Raw genomic sequence first — 17,258 nt, 5'->3', positions numbered from 1 at the left:
CTTGAGATTCATGCGTTCGCTCCACCATTGCCCGGCTCCGGCCAAGCTCAATTTGTTCCTGCACGTCGTCGGCCGCCGCGCCGACGGCTACCACCTGCTGCAAAGCGTGTTCCAGCTGATCGATCGCGGCGACACCCTGCATTTCGACCTGCGCGACGACGACCGCATCGTGCGCACCAGCGAGGTGCCGGGCGTGCCGCAAGAGCAGGACCTGATCGTGCGCGCACTGCGCCTGCTGCAGGCGGAATATGCGCGCCGCCATGGCCGGCTGCCGCCGGGGATCGATGTCGCCATCGAGAAGATCCTGCCGATGGGCGGCGGGCTGGGAGGCGGTTCCTCGGACGCCGCCACCGCGCTGATGGCAGGCAACCATTTGTGGCAGGCCGGCTTCACGCAGCAGGAATTGATGGCGATCGGCCTGCCGCTCGGCGCCGATATCCCGTTTTTCCTGTTCGGCCAGACCGCCTTTGTCGAGGGCGTCGGCGAAGGACTGCAGGCCGTGGTCGGCCCGGATTGCTGGTACGTGGTGATCGAACCGGGCGTGTCCGTGCCGACCCCGGCAATTTTTTCGGCGCCCGATTTGACGAGAGATACGGCACCCGTTACAATAGCGGACTTTTCCAGTAGCCTCGCTGTTTCAGGCAAGCAGAATGGCTTCGGAAAAAATGATTTGCAGGACGTGGCTGAACGCCTGTTCCCGCCGGTAGCAGAGGCGGTGAGATGGTTGAGCGGCTACGGCGATGCCAGGATGACTGGCTCGGGGGCATGTGTGTTCTGTGCCTTCCCCGGCGAGCGTGAAGCGGACCAGGTTTTGGCGCAGGTGCCGAAACAGTGGAAAGCATGGAAAGCGCATTCGCTGGCGAGCCACCCGATGAAATCGCTCTTGCAAATCAACGAGTTGTAGAATAAAATTTTGCCTGTCGCGACGTTAGACGTTAAAATACGTAGAATGTAACGGCAAGCAGTTCAGTCGTGTAGGGGAATCGCCAAGTTGGTTAAGGCACCGGATTTTGATTCCGGCATTCCAAGGTTCGAATCCTTGTTCCCCTGCCAAAGTTTTCCCGGCTGTCGAGGCGCGATCCTCCAGCGGGACAAACCGCGGTGCAGCACAGTCTGCATCGATAAGCTAATCAGCCGGTTCATCCGGCTGATTGTTTTTCCAGTGTCAACGTTTATCTCTTGGGACTCCCTCCATGGCTTACGAAAACCTGATGGTTTTTACCGGCAACGCCAATCCGGCACTAGCAGAGGGGGTCGCTAAGAACCTCGGCATTCCACTCGGCAAAGCAGTCGTTTCGAAATTCTCGGACGGCGAAGTCATGGTCGAAATCAACGAGAACGTGCGCGGCAAGGACGTCTTCGTCCTGCAGTCCACCTGCGCACCGACCAACGACAACCTGATGGAAATCATGCTGATGGTCGACGCGCTCAAGCGCGCATCGGCCGGCCGCATCACCGCCGCCATCCCTTACTTCGGCTACGCCCGCCAGGACCGCCGCCCGCGCTCGGCGCGCGTCGCGATCTCGGCCAAGGTCGTCGCCAACATGCTGGAAGAAGCCGGCGTCGAGCGCGTCCTGATCATGGACCTGCACGCCGACCAGATCCAAGGCTTCTTCGACATCCCGGTCGACAACATCTACGCGTCGCCGATCCTGCTGGGTGACCTGCAGAAGCGCAACTACGAAGACCTGCTGGTCGTGTCGCCGGACGTCGGCGGCGTGGTGCGCGCCCGTGCGCTGGCCAAGCGCCTCGGCTGCGACCTGGCGATCATCGACAAGCGCCGCCCGAAGGCGAACGTGTCGGAAGTCATGAACATCATCGGTGAAGTCGAAGGCCGCAACTGCGTCATCATGGACGACATGGTCGACACCGCCGGCACGCTGTGCAAGGCCGCCGAAGTGCTCAAGGAGCGCGGCGCCAAGAAAGTTGTCGCCTACTGCACGCACCCGGTCCTGTCCGGTCCGGCAATCGAGCGCATCCAGAATTCCCCGCTCGACGAACTGGTCGTCACCGACACCATCCCCCTGAGCGCCGCCGGCGCCGCCTGCACCAAGATCCGCCAGCTGACCTGCGCACCGCTGCTGGCCGAGACCTTCAAGCGGATCGTGAAGGGCGACTCGGTGATGTCGCTGTTCGTCGACTAAGCAACACTTCGTCGTATTTTGCGGCGCGCCTGGCTGACTTGGCCGGCGCGCCGTTGTAACATCTACTGTTTTGCGAATGCCAGACGGCGTTCGTTGAACATTTCTGAATTCTTGAGCGCGCAACACGGCGCTTGTTCACGACTGCCCTGGTCGCGGGGCAGTCACCACTGGGTTACCGGGTTGGCGTCAAAGCCGGCATTCGGACCCGTTTATTTTTGGAGTTTCACATGAAAGTAGTCGCATTCAACCGCACTCAGCAGGGGACCGGAGCGAGCCGCCGCCTGCGCAAGGCTGGCCAGACCCCAGGCATCATCTACGGTGGCGCAGCAGCCCCGGAACTGATCGCCCTGGACGGCAACGCCCTGTTCCACGCGCTCAAGAAAGAAGCTTTCCACGGTTCGGTCCTGGACCTCGAAATCGAAGGCAAGACCCAGCAAGTCCTGCTGCGCGACTTCCAGATGCACGCATACAAGCAACTGGTCCTGCACGCTGACTTCCAGCGCGTCGACGCATCGAAGCCGATCCACACCAAGGTCACCCTGCACTTCGTCAACGCCGAGATCTCGCCAGCCGTCAAGCTGAGCGCCGCCGTCATCTCGCACGTCGCCAACGAACTGGAAGTCGCTTGCCTGCCGGGCAAACTGCCGGAGTTCATCGAAGTCGACCTGAGCAAGCTGGAAGCCGGCCAGTCGATCCACGTGAACGACCTGACCCTGCCGGAAGGCGTCACCGCGCTGACCCACGGCCAGAACCTGACCCTGGTCACCACCTCGATCCCGCGCGGCGCAGCTTCGGCTGAAGCAGCTGCTGAGTAATATCTTCCTTCGCATGCCGCGCAAGCGGCATGCCGGAAACGAAACCCGCCGTGGCTTGCCCGGCGGGTTTTTCTTTTTCGTAGGGTGTGGGCGGCTCGACTTGGGACCGCTGCACACCGATACCTTGATGCCGCCCACGCGTTCAAACCATGGCAATGCTGCCCGTGCGTCTGTTCACCCACTGCCTGAACGCGTGGGCGGCGTTGATCTGCGGGCTGAGCGCCATGCCGGGTGGAGCCGCCCACCCTACGAACGGCGCGATGCTGATCCATATGGTTTTCAGCGATAATCCTGTTTTCCCAGAATCAAAGTAGACAACGCATGTCCATCCGTCTGATCGTCGGCCTCGGCAACCCTGGCCCGGAATACGAACAAACCCGCCACAACGCCGGCTTCTGGCTGGTCGACAACCTGGCCAATTCGCTGCCGGGCTGCCGCCTGCAGCGCGAATCGCGTTTCAATGCGATGGTGGCCAAGACCCGGATCGCGGGCAGCGAAGTCTGGCTGCTGGAACCGCTGACCTACATGAACCGCTCCGGCCAGTCGGTCGGCGCGCTGGCGCGCTTCTATAAAATCAATCCGGACGAGGTGCTGGTGGTGCACGACGAGCTCGACATGCTGCCGGGCGTGGCCAAGCTGAAGAAGGGCGGTTCCTCGGGTGGGCACAACGGCTTGAAAGACATTACTTCCGCCCTCGGCACCCAGGAATACTGGCGCCTGCGCCTCGGCATCGGCCATCCGCGCAGCCTGAACCTGCAGCAGGCCGTGGCCGATTTCGTGCTGCACCGTCCGCGCCGCGAAGAGCAGACCCTGATCGAGGAATCGATCGACAAGGCCCTGCGCATCATTCCGTTGTGCTGCGAAGGCAAGATGGATGTGGCGATGATGCAGTTGCATACGGCCTGAACACAGGCCTGCGCTAGCGCCCCTGCACCACGACCTGCCCACGCAGGTCGCCCATCATGCGCTCGAGCGCCGGCCGCATTTGCCGGTAGTCTTCCGGCGTGCAGGTGGCCGCGGTATGCCGGAACTGCAGGCGGCGCCTGACCACCACCGCGTGCTTCTCGCGCACATACTGCGAGCGGTAGAAGAACCTGCCGTCATCCACCTCCACCCCCTTGGGCAGCGCCAGCACGCGGGTGCGCGGCGGCAGCGCATAGCGCAGTTCGTCCTCCGCATCGATGGCGGGACAGACGAATTCCTGGCGCCGCTCCGGCTCGCGCCCGAGATCGAATACCGCATCGCCCAGTCCGCCCCAGAAGTTGTAGGTGGTCGCCAGCGCGACCGGCCCCGGCAGGCGCACGAAGCCGTCGGTGGCGCCGGAGAAGGCCAGCGTGTAGTCGTCCGTCGGCGAGGCATTGCCCTGTGGGTCGGTCTGGCCCGGCTCGAACAGGCCGTCGCCCGTTTGCCCCAGTCCCGCCAGCATGCGCCGGACGAAGCCGTCGCGTGCGGCTTGCGGTGTGCTGCGCACGGCATGGCGGTAGGGTTCGGCGATGGCGCCGCCGTTGGTGCGCCGTACATGGAAGCGGCTGCTGCCGTCGCGGGCGATGTCGAAGCGCGTCGCGGTGCGGCTGCGCGCCGGCTGGAACGCCGGCGTGACCGCGAACTGGCCGGAATCCGCCAGCAGCACCGGCTTGCCGAGCAGGGCGGGCGGCAGGAAGCCGGCGGCGACCGTCGCAGCGGTCGGGTCGAGGAAGAGTTGCAGCTGGGGCAGGTAGACGATGACGTGGTTCAGCACGCCGAGGCTCGGTACCGCAGGGAGCCGGTAGGCATCGTCGCCATTGACCAGCGCGGCGCTGGACTGGATGCCGCTGGCCTCCAGGAGCGCCTGCAGCAGCACCGCGTGGTCCTTGCAGTCGCCGTAGCGGTTGGCCAGCACCGATGCCGCCGGGTGCGCCACGACGCCGCCCGGCCCGAGGTACACCGCGACATAGCGGATATTGCGCCGCACCCAGTCGGACAGCGCGGCCGCCTTCGCGTGCCGGTCGGCCAGCCCCTGCGTGAGCTGGGCGGCCAGCTTCGCGATGGCCGCGTCCGGCGTTGCGGCAGCCGCGGCGCGCGCATGGTAGGCGCGGGCAAAGGCCGGGTAGTCCGCAAAAGTGGATACCGCCAGCCGCCGCCCATAGTCGAGGTAGCTCACCGAACCCTGTTCGATGCGTTCGTTGTCGCCGTCCATATAGCGCCAGCTGTAACGCTTGCGTCCCGGCGCGCTGTCGGCGGCCACCGGCACGAAGCCGACGGCGTCGGCCTGCAGGCTCATCGAAGCGGGCAGGTCGTAGCTCAGCCGGAAATCGGCGTGGCGGTAGGGCCGCCCCACCGTGAAGTCTTCGAACTGGCCGGGAAACAGCGGCGTATGGCGCCGGATGGTATAGCGCAGGGTGAGCGTGTCGCCGGCCTGCACGCCGGGAAAGATGACGATTTTCAGGCGCGTGTCCTGGAACATGGGCGCGTCGGCGGAAGCGGCTTCCTGCTGTTCGCGGATCTGCTGCGGGCCGACTCCGACCCGCCGCCCGTCCGGCTTGGTGGTCCATGCTGCGATGGCGACCAGTTTGTCGAGCGACGCATTGAAGCTGATGGCTTGTTCGGCATGCTGCTCGACGGCGGCGGCCGTGGCGATCTTTTTCACCAGCTCGACATCGAGCGTGTAGGAGCCGTCTTCGTCGACCGTGAAATGCTGCCAGTGGCGCTCGACGAGCACCGAGCGGTCCGTCCCGCTGTCGGCTGCCGCCAGCCGGCCGCAGGCGAGCAGCATGATGAAGAACAGCGCGAGTCGGAAGGGCATGGCGGGCTCCGCGAAAGCGATCGGTCCATGTTACGCAGTGCCTTCCCGCCACCCTTGAGCCTGCGCAAGCCCGCTCTTCCTGCGATAATTTTGCCCCATGAAGGCACTCACATTCCACGCCGGGCCGCTGGCCCTGGTCCAGATCGGCGCGCAGGGCTTGCGCGCGCAAGACATCGCCATCGTGCCGGCCGCAGCCGGCGGTCCGAAGGGGCTGATTTTCCAGGCGCTCGACCAGTGGATGTTCGGCGAATGGCTGCCCGGCGCGCCGCGCGAGCGCGTGCTCATCGGTTCCTCGATCGGCGCCTGGCGCATGGCCGCCGCCTGCCAGCGCGACCCCGCCAAGGCCTTTGCGCGCCTGGGCGAACTGTACGCAGGCCAGCGCTACACCAGCCGCAAGCCGAGCCCGCACGAGATCGACAAGGTGGTGCAGGGCCTGCTGGGCGAGCTCGTGCGCGGCCACGAGGACGACATCCTCAGCCACCCGCACCATCGCCTGCACCTGCTGGCGGTGCGCGGCAAGGGCGGCCTGGCATCGCCGGCGCATCCGCGCGCCGAATTGCGCGGTTTCGCGACGGCGGCGCTGCACAACGCCTGCTCGCGCGCCTGGCTGGGACGCATGATGGAACGCGTCGTGATCGGCGACGCGCGTACCCAGGCGCCCTGGCTGCGCGAACGTTTCGACGCCTTCACCACGCATTTCTCTTCGCTCAGCCGCAGCAATCTCGCGGCCAGCCTGCTGGCGTCGGGAACGCTGCCGCTCATCATGAAGCCGGTAACCGGCATCGCCGACCTGCCGCCGGGCAGCTACTGGGACGGCGGCATCATCGACTACCACCTGGCCTTGCCCTATTCGAAGGCGGCAGCTGGGGGAACAGATGCGTCGAAGGGCGACCTGGTGCTGTACCCGCATTTCACCCAGCACATCGTGCCGGGCTGGCTGGACAAGGGCTTCCCGTGGCGCCGCGCGGCGCGCGCCCACCGCCATTGGCTCGACAACGTGCTGATCGTCGCGCCGTCGGATGAGTTCCTGCGCACCCTGCCGCGCGGCAAACTGCCGGACCGGGCCGACTTCAAGTTCTACGGGCTCGACCATGACGAGCGGATCCGCAACTGGCAGCGCGCGATGGGGGAGGGGCAGCGGCTGCGGGACGAGCTGGCGGAGTTCGTGGCGAAGCCGGACCTGTCGCGGATCAGGCCGATCTGAGCGGGCTCAGGGCGCGCACGCGCGGAATTCGGTATCGAACCAGCCGTCCGCCTCGCATCGCCCCGACAGCAGGGCCTGGATACGGGCTACGCGCTGCGCCAGCGCCGCCGGCTTGCGCGACGGGTGATAGTGGTTGGGCGCCTTGATCATCGCTACCAGGCGGACGAATTCGTCTTCCGAGGCTGCTTCGAGCGGCTTGCCGAGGTAGCCAAGGGCCGCCTGCGCCAGGCCCTTGAGCTGCCGCCCTTCATGCCTGCCCATGTAGATCGTGGCCGTGTAGCGCGCCAGTTGCTGGCGCTTGGACATCCGGGCGTCCAGCACCAGCGCCATGACGTCGCGTCCCAGGTCGACGCGCTTGCAGCACGCGAACACGCCGCGATAGAGGGACTGGAACATGCCCTGCGCACCGTCGAGCCGGGCGTCGCCCAGGAACAGCTCGCGCGCAAGGGCCGAAGTGATGGTAGCCACGCCCTGGCCATGGCCGATGCTGAGCCCGGCATGCTCGTAGAATGCCGGGTCTTCGACACGCAGGAGGATCGCGGCCTGGCGGTCGGAGAGCTGCACCGTTTCGATTGCCGGCGCCGCCCTCAGTGCATCGTCGAATGCCGTCCAGGCCCATGCGGCCGCCACTGCCAGGTAGGCCAGCAGGAGGATCGGCAGGATGAACCACACCTTGCGCAAGCGCCTCATGAGGGCGTCCCCCATCCGGTCAGTTGCGGATACGGTGCGCAGCCGTCGATCTCGCGCAGGAAGTCCAGCGCCAGGTAGTCCGGGATCTTGCCGAACTCGCCCAGCACGCGGGAGCGGAACTCCGCATGCTCGTGCCAGCGCTCCGCCGGCACGCCGAAATAGTTGACCGGGCAGACCGACATGCGCAAGCCGGGCCAGTGCCGCTGCAGGGTCATCAGGTAACGCCGGGTCGAACACAGCTTGCCGATGACGACGACGCTGCGGATGGCGCTCAGGTCCATGTGCTCGGCCACGCGGGCGCGGCCGAAGCGGACGTTCTCTCCGGTATTCGTCGCGTCCCGCTCGAGGATAAGTGCGGATTCGGGAACGCCGAGCCGCAGCAGCCGCTCGCCGATCACGTCCGCCTCGGCCGTCGCTTGCCCGGCGGTCGGTCCACCCGATACCAGCAGGCGCTCGAACATCCCGTCCTGCCAGAGCGCATGGGCAGCCTCGCAGAACTGGTCGACGCCATGCCGGGTGCCGAACAGGAAGCCGAGGTCGGATCGGCTGGCCGGGAAGGCCGGCATCATGTAGTCGGCGATGAGTTGCAATGCGTGCGGGGTCATGAATTTCAGGAAAATCAGGAATTTCGATCTTATCAGCAATAATCGCTGCAAAAACACGCACTTTTACACGCAAGAGGGGTACGGCCAGACACAACAGCCGCGGCAGCATGCGCCGTTTTTTTCGGCAACCCGTAGCGTACGAGGTTACAATATGGGGTTTTGGAGCAGGCTTCCTTCGCGCTCCGAGTTCACCGAATAGAAAGAGTTTCCATGAGCCTCCAATGCGGCATCGTCGGCCTGCCGAACGTCGGCAAGTCCACCCTGTTCAACGCCCTGACCAAGGCCGGCATCCCGGCCGAGAACTATCCGTTCTGCACCATCGAGCCGAACGTCGGCGTGGTCGAGGTGCCGGATCCGCGCATGCAGGCGCTGGCTGACATCGTCAAGCCGGAACGCGTCGTGCCGGCCATCGTCGAATTCGTCGACATCGCGGGCCTGGTGGCCGGTGCGTCGAAGGGCGAGGGCCTGGGCAACCAGTTCCTGTCGCACATCCGCGAGACCGACGCGATCGTCAACGTGGTGCGCTGCTTCGAAGATGACAACGTGATCCACGTGGCCGGCAAGGTCAGCCCGATCGACGACATCGAAGTCATCCAGACCGAACTGGCGCTGGCCGACATGGGCGCCGTCGAGAAAGCGATCCACCGCGAAAACAAGAAGGCGCGCTCGGGCGACAAGGATGCCGCCAAGCTGGTGGCCATCTGCGAACGCATGCTGCCGCACCTGAACGAAGGCCAGCCGGTTCGCACCCTGGGCCTGGACGCCGACGAGATGGCCTTGATTCGCGAACTGCACCTGATCACCGCCAAGCCGGCGATGTATGTCGCCAACGTCTCGGACACCGGTTTCACCGACAACCCGCTGCTGGACAAGCTGACCGAGTTCGCGAAGAAGCAGAATGCGCCGATCGTGGCCATCTCCGCCGCGATCGAATCGGAAATCGCCGAGATGGACGACGCCGACAAGAAAGAATTCCTGGCCGACATGGGCATGGAAGAGCCGGGCCTGGACCGCCTGATCCGCGCCGCCTACAAGCTGCTCGGCCTGCAGACCTATTTCACCGCCGGCGTGAAGGAAGTGCGCGCCTGGACCGTCAAGGTCGGCGCGACTGCCCCGCAGGCCGCGGGCGTGATCCACACCGACTTCGAGCGCGGCTTCATCCGTGCCCAGACCATTTCCTACGACGACTACATCACCTACAAGGGTGAGGCCGGCGCCAAGGAAGCGGGCAAGATGCGTGCGGAAGGCAAGGAGTACATCGTCAAGGATGGGGATGTGCTGAACTTCCTGTTCAACGTCTAAGTCTTCACCTGCCCAATACATGGCCCCGCTTGCGGGGCCGCTTGCGGGGCCATTTTTCTTCCCGGTATCGTCGCTTGCGACCGATAATCCACCAGGCCGGTACTTTGCGAGGATTGTCGAAAGGCAGCTTGTAACCGGTATGATTCCGCTCATACCAACAACGCTTTGCCGGAGACGCGCATGCCGAACACAATTCTGACCATCCTGGGCGTCGCATTGTCCTTGTCGACCGCCGCCTATCCCGCCTTCGCGCAGGATGCAATCAAATGCACTTCCTGCGCCGATTGGAACAAACCCACCGCTCCCTTCAACATCCACGGCAATACGTACTACGTCGGCACCGCCGGCCTGTCCGCCATCCTGGTCACCGGCCCGCAGGGCCACGTCCTGCTCGACGGCGCGCTGCCGCAGTCGGCCCCGCTGATCCAGAAGAACATCGAAGCCCTCGGCTTCAAGATGAGGGACGTGAAGCTGATCCTGAACTCGCACGCGCACTTCGACCACGCCGGCGGCATCGCTGCGCTGCAGAAGGCCAGCGGCGCCGTGGTGGCGCACAGCCCGCACGGCGCCCAGGTGCTGCGCGACGGCACTCCCGGCAAGGACGACCCGCAGTACGACCCGAACGAGCTTTTTTATGTTCCGAAAGTCGCGCAGGTGAAGGAAGTCGCCGACGGCGAAACCCTGTCGGTCGGCCCGCTGCGCGTTACCGTGCACTACACCCCCGGTCACACGCCCGGCGGCACCACCTGGACCTGGCAATCCTGCGAGCAGGGTAAATGCCTGGACATGGTCTATGCCGACAGCCTGACCTCGATCTCGACCGACGGTTTTTACTACACCGGCGGCGCCAATTACCCGGACCGCTCCGCCAGCTTCCGCAACACCATCGCCAAGGTGGCGAACCTGAAGTGCGACATCGTGATCGCCGCCCACCCGTCCGCCACCGATGCCTTCGCCAAGGCGGCGGCGAAGACCGCGCAGGCGAATCCCTTCATCGATCCGGACGGCTGCCGCAAGCTGGCCGCGGCGGCCGGCAAGACCCTCGACGCGCGCCTGCAGCGCGAACGCGAAGAGAAGGCCAAGGCCGCCGGCGGCTGACAGGGGAGGGCGATTGCTGCCATACTGTCGGCCTTCATTCGCAAGCTCTGACAGCATGGCAACGGTTACCGAACTCCTCATCTATCCGATCAAGTCCTGCGCCGGCATCGCGGTGCCGGAGGCCGAGTTTCATGTCTCCGGTCTCGTTGCCGACGGCGTGCACGACCGCGAGTGGATGCTGGTCACCCATGATGGCCAGTTCCTGACCCAGCGCGAGTACCCGCGCATGGCGCTCGTTCATCCGCGGATCGATGGCGATGCGGTCGACGTCACCGCCCCCGGCATGCCGCCGCTGCGCCTGTCGCTTGCGCACGACAGCGCCGCGCGCGGCGTGACGGTGCAGATATGGGACCACAGCGTGGAGGCGGCCGACTGCGGCGATGCGGCCGCGGCCTGGTTCGCCGATGCGATTGGCGGCGCCTGCCGCCTGGTGCGTTTTCCGCCTGGCGCGCAGCGCCCGACCAGCACCAAGTGGACCGGCGGCCTGCCGGCCGAAACCCGCTTCGCCGACGGCTACCCGATCCTGGTCATCGGCCAGGCCTCGCTCGACGACCTGAACGCGAAATTGCAGGCCGCCGGCCGCGCGCCGCTGCCGATGAACCGCTTCCGCCCGAACCTGGTGGTCGACGGCATCGAGGCGTTCGAGGAGGACTACGTGGAATCCTTCGCGCTTGACGGCCTGGTGCTGCGTCCGGTGAAACCCTGCGCCCGCTGCCCGATCCCGGCGATCGACCAGGCCACCGGCATTCCTGGCCCCGATCCGCTCGACATCCTGCAGGCCTACCGCGCCAACCCGCGCATGGAAGGCGCGGTGTGCATGGGCATGAACTGCATCGTCACGGCCGGCGCGGGCCTGTCCCTGAAGGTCGGCCAGCAGCTGGACACCGCCGTCGCCTTTTGAGGTCGCTCTGCGCCGCTCCCGGGAAGAAGGGCTATGCGTGGCGCATGGCCGCAGTGTCGCGAAATCGCCCGTCCCGGGCGATTTTTCGTTTCCAAGGCCGGGAAGATGGCGTAATGTTACGGTTATTGCTGAAAGGAATTTTCAATGCACGAGCCGGATGCGCAGACGCGAGAACTGATGCTGGAGAACGAGACCCTGCGTTCCCGCATGGCGTACCTGCTCGAGCAGGCCGAGCGCAACCACTCGATCATGACGCGCCACCAGGCTTTCGACCTGCAGATCGTCGGGGCCGGCTCCTTCCAGCAACTGGTGTCGACCATTTTCGGCACGCTGCCCGTCATCTCGGAGCTCGACACCGTGACGCTGTCGCTGGTGGACCCGGATGCCGACATCTACACCGTCATGCACAAGCTGGGCGTCGACTACGAACAGCTGCCCAACCTGCTGTTCTGCGAGCAGGCCGAGGAGCTCGGGTTCAAGGTGGCCGAAGGGCGGGTGCCGCGTCCGCTGCTGGGACCGTACGCGCCGTCGCGCCATGCCGGGATGTTCCCGCACCCGCCCAAGGGGCTGCAGAGCGTGGCCCTGGTGCCGCTGCTGCGCAATACCCGCCTGATCGGCAGCCTGAACCTGGGCAGTACCGACCCGAACCGTTTCACCCCGGCGCTCGGCACCGACTTCATCGAGCACATGGGGTCGATCGTCGCGATCTGCCTCGAGAACGTCATCAGCAACGAGATGCTCAAGTTTATCGGGCTGACCGATTCGCTCACCGGCGTCTACAACCGCCGCTACATGGACCGCCGCCTGGTGGAAGAGATCGCGCGGGCGCGCCGCCAGGGCTACCGCATCTCGTGCATGTACATCGACATCGACCACTTCAAGCAGGTCAACGACAGCGTCGGCCACCAGGGCGGCGACGAAGTGCTGCGCGAAGTCGCCCAGCGCATCAAGGCCGAACTGCGGATCTCGGACGCGCTGGGGCGCTTCGGCGGCGAGGAATTCGTGGTGCTGCTGATCGATGCGGACCTGGACAGCGCCAGCATGGTGGCGCAGCGCATCCGCGCCAGTGTCGCCCTGAACCCGGTGGACCTGGACTCGGGCGAGCGGGTCGGGGTGACGGTATCGATCGGGGTGGCGACGCTCGAGGATTTCGAGCGCGACCATGCGATCGAGGGCGTGGCGCAGGACCTGGTGGCGCAGGCGGATACGGCGCTGTACCAGGCCAAGGCCAACGGCCGCAATCGGGTGGTGTCGGTTTCGTAGGGTACCCGGCAGATCAAAGTTCGTAGGGTGGGCGGCTTTGCCGCCCACGCGTTCAACCAGCATCAGCGTCATCGCGTTCCGTCATTTCATACGTGACCTGGACGCGTGGGCGTTTGTAATTCCGGGCATTGCCCGAAATTACCCATCCCACCCTACAGTAAGCGGCTCTCGGCCCGGCTCACGGCTTCTCCTTCTCCCCGCAGCACCAGCACGTCCCCCGCCAGCAGGGTCGTCTCCGGATCGAAGTGCAGGCTCTGCCCATTGCGCCGCACCGTCGTCACCTCGGCCCCGGTTTCTTCCAGCGCCAGTTCCCTGATGTGCTTGCCGATGCCCATGGCGCCGCTGTGCAAGGTCACCGAATGCAGGCGCACGTAGGTGTGTTCCAGGTCGTCCGACACGTCGCTGGCGCCATGAAAGTAGCCGCGCAGCGAGGCGTAGCGCTCGTCGCGCGCCACCTGCACCCGGTGCACCACGCGCCGCAGCGGCACGCCCATCGTCACCAGCGCATGCGACGCCAGCATGAGGGAGCTCTCCAGCGCTTCCGGCACTACCTCGGTGGCGCCGGCTTTCTTGAGCACGTCGAGGTCGCTGTCGTCGTGGCTGCGCACGATCACGGCCAGGTTCGGCGCCAGTTCGTGCACCAGGTGCAGGACTTTGAGCGCCAGGCGGGTGTCGGCGAAGGTGATTACCAGGGCGCTGGCGCGGTTGATGCCGGCCGCGATCAGGCTTTCGCGGCGCGCCGCGTCGCCGTAGGAGACGTTGGCGCCGGCGCGTTGGGCTTCCTGCACCCGTTCCGGATCCAGGTCGAGCGCGTACCAGGGCAGTTTTTCTTCGGTCAGCAGGGTGGCCAGGCTCTGGCCGCTGCGGCCGAAGCCGGCGACGATCACGTGCTTCTGGGTCTTCATGGTGCGGCTGGCGAGCTGGGTCAGCTGCAGCGACTGCATCATCCATTCGTTGGCCGCGAGCTTCATCACGACCCGGTCCATGTTGTCGATCATGAAGGGCGCGAGCAGCATCGACAGCACCATCGAGGCCAGCACCAGCTGCAGCAGGAAGGGATCGACCAGTTTCGAACCCATCGCCAGGTTCAGCAGCACGAAGCCGAACTCGCCCGCCTGCGCCAGCGCCAGGCCGGTGCGCATGGCCACGCCGTCGCTCGAGCCGAAGGCCTTGGCCAGGGCGGCGATGATCGCGAACTTGAGCAGCACCGGAAAGATCACCAGCGCCAGCACCACCCACCAGTGCTGCACGACCAGGTTCAGGTTGAGCAGCATGCCCACCGTGATGAAGAACAGGCCGAGCAGCACGTCGCGGAAGGGCTTGATGTCTTCTTCCACCTGGTGCTTGTACTGGGTCTCGGAAATCAGCATGCCGGCCACAAACGCCCCCAGCGCCAGCGACAGGCCGGCCTGCTCGGTGATCCAGGCCAGGCCGAGCGTCACCAAGAGCAGGTTGAGCATGAACAGCTCCTGCGAGCGGCGCTTGGCGACGATGGTGAACCAGTTGCGCATCAGCTTCTGGCCGAAGATCAGCAGCAGGGCCAGCACGAAGGCGGCCTTGAGCGCCGCCCAGCCGAGCGTGATGGCCAGTTCCTCGGCCGGGCGCGCCAGCGAGGGGATCATGATCAGGAGCGGCACGACGGCCAGGTCCTGGAACAGCAGGATGCCGATGATGCGCCGGCCGTGTTCGCTTTCCAGCTCGAGGCGCTCGGTGAGCATCTTGACCACGATCGCAGTGGACGACATCGCCAGCGCGCCGCCCAGGGCGAAGGCGGCCTGCCAGCTCACGTGCAGCTCCGGCGCCCACCAGGAAATGAATAATCCGAACACCATGGCGGCCACGATTGTCAATACGACTTGAGCCAGACCGAGGCCGAACACGATGCGCCGCATCGACTTGAGCTGGGCCAGGGAGAACTCCAGCCCGATCGAAAACATCAGGAAGACCACGCCGAATTCGGCCAGCGTGTGGGTGGCGGGACTGTCGTCCGCAAGAGCGAGCGCATGGGGGCCGATCAATACGCCGACCGCCAGATAGCCGAGCATCGGCGGCAGGTGAAGCATCCGGAAGGCGACCACGCCGAGCACGGCGCAGCCCAGCAGGAGCAGGGTCAGTTCAAGTCCGGAATGCATTATCCCCAAGTCTAATATCGTTGTTGTTATGCTGTTTTTGCGCGCGCTTGTCGCGCTTTGTTACGACTGGCAAGTTTTTTGCTTACCCAATTCGTTTATACTGCCATGATGAGTGTAACCCATGAAAAAATAATGCTGAAAAGTTTTGACGCGGAGCAGGCCCGCCGTGTTCTGGAGCTGGGTCGCGAGACCCTGGCCATCGAAGCCGACGCGATTCACGCCCTGCATGCACGCCTGGGCGACGACGACAGTTTCGTGCGCGCCGTCGGGCTGCTGTACGGCTGCACCGGGCGCGTGGTGGTCTCGGGCATGGGCAAATCCGGCCACATCGGCCGCAAGATTGCCGCCACCCTGGCCTCGACCGGCACCCCGGCCATGTTCGTGCACCCGGGCGAAGCCGCCCACGGCGACCTCGGCATGGTGACCACGCACGACGTGTTCATCGCGATCTCGAATTCGGGCGAATCGTCCGAGCTGCTGGAAATCCTGCCGGCCGTCAAGCGCATGGGCACGCCCGTCATCGCGATGACCGGCAAACCGCATTCGCGTCTCGCCAAGCTGTCCGAGATCCACCTCGATATTTCGGTAGCCAAGGAAGCCTGCACCCTGAACCTGGCCCCGACCACCAGCACCACCGTCACCCTGGCGATGGGCGACGCGCTGGCCGTGGCGCTGCTGGATGCGCGCGGCTTCCGCGAGGAAGATTTCGCGATGTCGCACCCGGGCGGCGCCCTCGGCCGCCGCCTGCTGACCCACGTGCGCGACGTGATGCGCAGCGGCGACGCGGTGCCAAGCGTGACGCCCGACACCGCGCTGACCCGCGCGCTGCTCGAGATCAGCCAGAAGGGCATGGGCATGACCGCCGTCGTCGACGAACAGCAGCGCCCGGTCGGCGTGTTCACCGACGGCGACCTGCGCCGCTTGATCGAGCGCGTGACCGACTTTTCCAACATCACGATCCGCGACGTGATGCACGCGAACCCGCGCCGCGTCCATCCGGAACAGCTGGCGGTCGATGCCGTCGCCGTGATGGAAGAATTCCGCATCAACCAGATGCTGGTCGTCGATGCCGACGACCGCCTGGTCGGCGCGCTCCACATCCACGACCTGACCCGCGCGAAGGTCATCTAATGAGTGATCTGATGAGTAGCCTGGACACTTCGCTGCCGCACATGCAGCGCGCCGCGCGCGTAAAAGTCATGATCTTCGACGTCGACGGCGTGCTCACCGACGGCAGCCTGACCTACGGCCCGGAAGGCGAGGTCACCAAGACCTTCAACGTGCTCGACGGCCTCGGCATCCAGCTGCTGAACAAGACCGGCGTGCAGACCGCCATCATCAGCGCGCGCAAGTCGCCGATCGTGGTCAAGCGCGCTGCCGACCTGGGCATCTCGCACGTCTACCAGGGCATCCACGACAAGCGGGTCGGCTTCGCGGAGTTGCTGGCGGCCACCGGCGTCACGCCGGAAGAATGCGGCTACATCGGCGACGACGTGATCGACCTGCCGCTGTTCACCCGCGTCGGCTTTGCCGTCACCGTGCCCTCGGGCCATCCGGAAGTGCAGCACCGCGCCCACTACGTCACCAGGAACGCGGGCGGCCGCGGCGCCGTACGCGAAGTGTGCGACCTGGTGATGCGCGCGCAGGGCACCTACGAGCAGGCGCTGGCGCCGTATTTTGCATAAGCAAGCGTTCGCATAACGACAAACCATGGTCACCTACAAGCGCACTGCCCACCGCTGGAAGCTCCTGGCGATCATGCTGATCGCGACCTTCCTCGCCTTCGGCAGCTTCTGGCTGGTGCAGGTCATGGAGCGCGAGGACGACGACGCCCGCCTCGGCGGGCCGATGAGCGAACCGGACTACATCGTCGAGAACTTCTCCTTCGTGCGCATGACGAAGGAGGGCAAGCCGAGCTACGTGGTGTCGGGCAAGCGCCTGGCCCACACGCCGCTGGGCGACGTGTCCCAGGTCGAGGCGCCGGTGATGCAGGGCATGACGCCCGGCCGCCCGCGCATGACCATCGTCGCCAACCACGCCCAGATCTACCACGAGGAGCACCGCGTCGAGCTGCTCGGCAAGGTCGACATCCAGCGTCCGGCCACCCCCACCAGCGAAGCGCTGCGGGTGCAGACCGAGGCGCTCACGGTGCTGCCCGACGAAGAAATCCTCAAGACAGGCCAGCCGATCCAGATGCAGCTCGGCGCCGCGACCGTGACCGGCACCGGCATGGTCGCCAACAACGCGACCCAGAAGCTGCACCTCGCCAGCCGCGGCCAGATCGTCTATCCGCCACGTGCGCGCCAGTAAAGGCGCAGCGCG

17 protein-coding genes and 1 tRNA gene are annotated in these 17,258 nt (G+C 65.5%); 14 read left to right on the top strand and 4 right to left on the bottom strand.

Annotated features, from left to right (window positions below; genetic code table 11):
- Nucleotides 1-10 precede the first annotated feature (10 nt).
- From ispE to pth, 6 genes are all read left to right on the top strand, one after another.
- Nucleotides 11-904: a 4-(cytidine 5'-diphospho)-2-C-methyl-D-erythritol kinase gene (ispE, locus tag AB3347_RS19890; protein ID WP_369093451.1), complete on the top strand. Its 894-nt coding sequence runs from the start codon at nucleotides 11-13 to the stop codon at nucleotides 902-904.
- 72 nt (nucleotides 905-976) lie between these two features.
- Nucleotides 977-1,053: transfer RNA gene (locus tag AB3347_RS19885), tRNA-Gln, on the top strand.
- A gap of 140 nt (nucleotides 1,054-1,193) precedes the next feature.
- Nucleotides 1,194-2,144 carry a ribose-phosphate pyrophosphokinase gene (locus AB3347_RS19880; protein WP_369093450.1) on the top strand — a complete coding sequence of 317 codons (951 nt, stop codon included), beginning with the start codon at nucleotides 1,194-1,196 and terminating at the stop codon, nucleotides 2,142-2,144.
- A gap of 227 nt (nucleotides 2,145-2,371) precedes the next feature.
- Complete coding sequence (locus tag AB3347_RS19875; protein WP_369093449.1) at nucleotides 2,372-2,959, top strand: 50S ribosomal protein L25/general stress protein Ctc; 588 nt, start codon at nucleotides 2,372-2,374, stop codon at nucleotides 2,957-2,959.
- A gap of 149 nt (nucleotides 2,960-3,108) precedes the next feature.
- Nucleotides 3,109-3,273 (top strand): hypothetical protein, encoded by a 165-nt coding sequence (locus AB3347_RS19870; RefSeq protein ID WP_369093448.1) that lies wholly within the window; start codon nucleotides 3,109-3,111, stop codon nucleotides 3,271-3,273.
- 7 nt (nucleotides 3,274-3,280) lie between these two features.
- Nucleotides 3,281-3,865, top strand: coding sequence for an aminoacyl-tRNA hydrolase (pth, locus tag AB3347_RS19865; protein WP_369093447.1), 585 nt, complete (start codon nucleotides 3,281-3,283; stop codon nucleotides 3,863-3,865).
- A 13-nt stretch (nucleotides 3,866-3,878) separates the two neighbouring features.
- Here the strand turns inward: pth and AB3347_RS19860 are convergent, their stop codons facing one another.
- On the bottom strand, nucleotides 3,879-5,741 hold the full coding sequence (locus tag AB3347_RS19860; RefSeq protein WP_369093446.1) for a DUF3857 domain-containing transglutaminase family protein: 1,863 nt from the start codon (nucleotides 5,739-5,741) through the stop codon (nucleotides 3,879-3,881).
- A 97-nt stretch (nucleotides 5,742-5,838) separates the two neighbouring features.
- On the opposite strand from AB3347_RS19860, the gene AB3347_RS19855 reads away from it, so the two are divergent.
- Entirely contained in the window at nucleotides 5,839-6,945 is a 1,107-nt protein-coding gene (locus tag AB3347_RS19855; protein ID WP_369093445.1) for a patatin-like phospholipase family protein, read from the top strand.
- Nucleotides 6,946-6,951: 6 nt separating this feature from the next.
- On the opposite strand, the gene AB3347_RS19850 is transcribed toward AB3347_RS19855, so the two are convergent.
- Both AB3347_RS19850 and AB3347_RS19845 read right to left on the bottom strand, forming a co-directional pair.
- Entirely contained in the window at nucleotides 6,952-7,635 is a 684-nt protein-coding gene (locus AB3347_RS19850; RefSeq protein ID WP_369093444.1) for a transglycosylase domain-containing protein, read from the bottom strand.
- Nucleotides 7,632-8,240 (bottom strand): YdcF family protein, encoded by a 609-nt coding sequence (locus AB3347_RS19845; protein WP_369093443.1) that lies wholly within the window; start codon nucleotides 8,238-8,240, stop codon nucleotides 7,632-7,634. Before AB3347_RS19845 ends, AB3347_RS19850 begins: the two co-directional genes overlap by 4 nt.
- Nucleotides 8,241-8,450: 210 nt before the next feature.
- On the opposite strand from AB3347_RS19845, the gene ychF reads away from it, so the two are divergent.
- The 4 genes from ychF (at nucleotide 8,451) to AB3347_RS19825 (ending at nucleotide 12,804) form a co-directional block, all read left to right on the top strand.
- The gene (gene ychF, locus AB3347_RS19840) at nucleotides 8,451-9,542 is read left to right on the top strand and encodes a redox-regulated ATPase YchF (RefSeq protein ID WP_369093442.1); all 1,092 of its coding nucleotides are present in this window, start codon (nucleotides 8,451-8,453) and stop codon (nucleotides 9,540-9,542) included.
- A gap of 180 nt (nucleotides 9,543-9,722) precedes the next feature.
- On the top strand, nucleotides 9,723-10,640 hold the full coding sequence (gene bla / locus AB3347_RS19835; RefSeq protein ID WP_369093441.1) for a subclass B3 metallo-beta-lactamase: 918 nt from the start codon (nucleotides 9,723-9,725) through the stop codon (nucleotides 10,638-10,640).
- A 55-nt stretch (nucleotides 10,641-10,695) separates the two neighbouring features.
- Nucleotides 10,696-11,541 carry an MOSC domain-containing protein gene (locus AB3347_RS19830; RefSeq protein ID WP_369093440.1) on the top strand — a complete coding sequence of 282 codons (846 nt, stop codon included), beginning with the start codon at nucleotides 10,696-10,698 and terminating at the stop codon, nucleotides 11,539-11,541.
- A gap of 144 nt (nucleotides 11,542-11,685) precedes the next feature.
- A complete protein-coding gene (locus AB3347_RS19825) occupies nucleotides 11,686-12,804 on the top strand; it encodes a DUF484 family protein (protein WP_369093439.1) in 1,119 nt (372 codons plus the stop codon).
- Between the two features lie 152 nt (nucleotides 12,805-12,956).
- Here the strand turns inward: AB3347_RS19825 and AB3347_RS19820 are convergent, their stop codons facing one another.
- Nucleotides 12,957-14,936, bottom strand: a complete 1,980-nt coding sequence (locus tag AB3347_RS19820; protein WP_369093438.1) for a cation:proton antiporter — start codon at nucleotides 14,934-14,936, stop codon at nucleotides 12,957-12,959.
- A 108-nt stretch (nucleotides 14,937-15,044) separates the two neighbouring features.
- On the opposite strand from AB3347_RS19820, the gene AB3347_RS19815 reads away from it, so the two are divergent.
- From AB3347_RS19815 to lptC, 3 genes are read left to right on the top strand one after another with little or no spacing between them, the layout of a single operon-like run.
- Complete coding sequence (locus AB3347_RS19815) at nucleotides 15,045-16,067, top strand: SIS domain-containing protein (protein WP_369093437.1); 1,023 nt, start codon at nucleotides 15,045-15,047, stop codon at nucleotides 16,065-16,067.
- Nucleotides 16,068-16,078: 11 nt separating this feature from the next.
- Entirely contained in the window at nucleotides 16,079-16,621 is a 543-nt protein-coding gene (locus tag AB3347_RS19810) for a KdsC family phosphatase (RefSeq protein WP_369093436.1), read from the top strand.
- 25 nt (nucleotides 16,622-16,646) lie between these two features.
- Nucleotides 16,647-17,246 carry an LPS export ABC transporter periplasmic protein LptC gene (gene lptC, locus AB3347_RS19805; RefSeq protein WP_369093435.1) on the top strand — a complete coding sequence of 200 codons (600 nt, stop codon included), beginning with the start codon at nucleotides 16,647-16,649 and terminating at the stop codon, nucleotides 17,244-17,246.
- Nucleotides 17,247-17,258 lie beyond the last annotated feature (12 nt).

Origin of the sequence: Massilia sp. X63, from assembly GCF_041023745.1 — a bacterium.
Taxonomy (GTDB): Bacteria; Pseudomonadota; Gammaproteobacteria; order Burkholderiales; family Burkholderiaceae_D; genus Telluria.
Note: the sequence above shows the minus strand (reverse complement) of the source record. Positions and strands in the feature narration are given on the sequence as shown.